The sequence below is a fragment of the Cryobacterium sp. MLB-32 genome (assembly GCF_000738085.1).
Classification (GTDB): Bacteria; Actinomycetota; Actinomycetes; order Actinomycetales; family Microbacteriaceae; genus Cryobacterium.
Window position 1 is genome coordinate 1 of the sequence record NZ_JPRS01000588.1, and the last position, 1,026, is coordinate 1,026.

At 58.2% G+C, this 1,026-nt stretch carries 1 protein-coding gene and 1 pseudogene; both read right to left on the reverse strand.

The features are described from left to right. On the reverse strand, positions 1-599 hold a 599-nt coding region (locus JF66_RS20100; RefSeq protein ID WP_156109961.1), incomplete at its 3' end, for an ABC transporter permease. After that, a pseudogene (locus JF66_RS20105) lies at positions 596-1,026 on the reverse strand (ABC transporter ATP-binding protein); the annotation flags it as partial. The pseudogene JF66_RS20105 and the gene JF66_RS20100, both read right to left, overlap by 4 nt.

Below are 1,026 nucleotides of genomic sequence, written 5' to 3' on the forward strand. Positions count from 1 at the left end.
AAACCCACGTACTGCCAGGGCAGAATCATGCTTATCGCCGCCGGCATGAACCCAGCGAACGAGCCCAAGAGCCCGCCGATGATTCCCACGGTGAAGGTGACTGCTTGGCGAGTGAAAAGCAGCGCCAGGAGAAGCTGGATGCTGATCACTGAAACGTTGGACAGAATGCAGCCCACGAAGAAGAGTCCGATCAGCGACCAGTCGGCAGTCACGCCTTGAATCGCGCCATAGCCAAGCACCGTGAGGAAGCCCACGATCGTCGCGATAGTTGTCAGGGTGAACACCGTGAAGAACTTTGCACGGAACAAGCCTGACCGCGATTGATTGGCTGCGAAAAGCACTAGCAACATTCCACCGTCATGTTCCATCGCCGCGATCCGGGATGCCAGCACCGTGGCCAGGATCGGAGCGAAGATCCCATGAATCTGTGACACCTGAGCAATCACGAACGCTGAATCGTGAGGCACAGCGCCATCATGGCTCAGCGACATCGTCAACGCCATCAACGCCCACAAAAGCTCAAAACCAAGAACGAGAACAACAGTCAGCCACAAATATTTGCGGCGGAGCTTCCTGAACTCCATCGTCACCGAATTCACGCCGCGCTCACCGCTTGGGCATGCTGGGACGTCATATTCAAGAACACCTGTTCCAACGGCCGCCGGCGCACCTCAACTCGGAACACCTGTGCGGCGGACGAAACGAGGGTGCTCACGAGCCGTGCGATGTGCTCATCCGCGTAGACCGGGAGCATCAGCTCATTCCCCGAGACTTGGTGAATCTGCCACCCGGCCTGCCGGAGCATGGTTGCAGCGCCGAGTGGATCACTGACTGTCACCACCAGCCGTCCGGCATCTTCCAGCTCGGACAGCGGCCCCTGATACAGCAGGCGACCGTGATCGATGATGCCCAGGGTGGAAACCATCTGCTCAATCTCCGACAAGAGATGACTCGACACTAAAACCGTCATCCCGAACCGTTCCGGCAAACCAACGATCAGCTCACGCATCTCGTGAATCCCGGCCG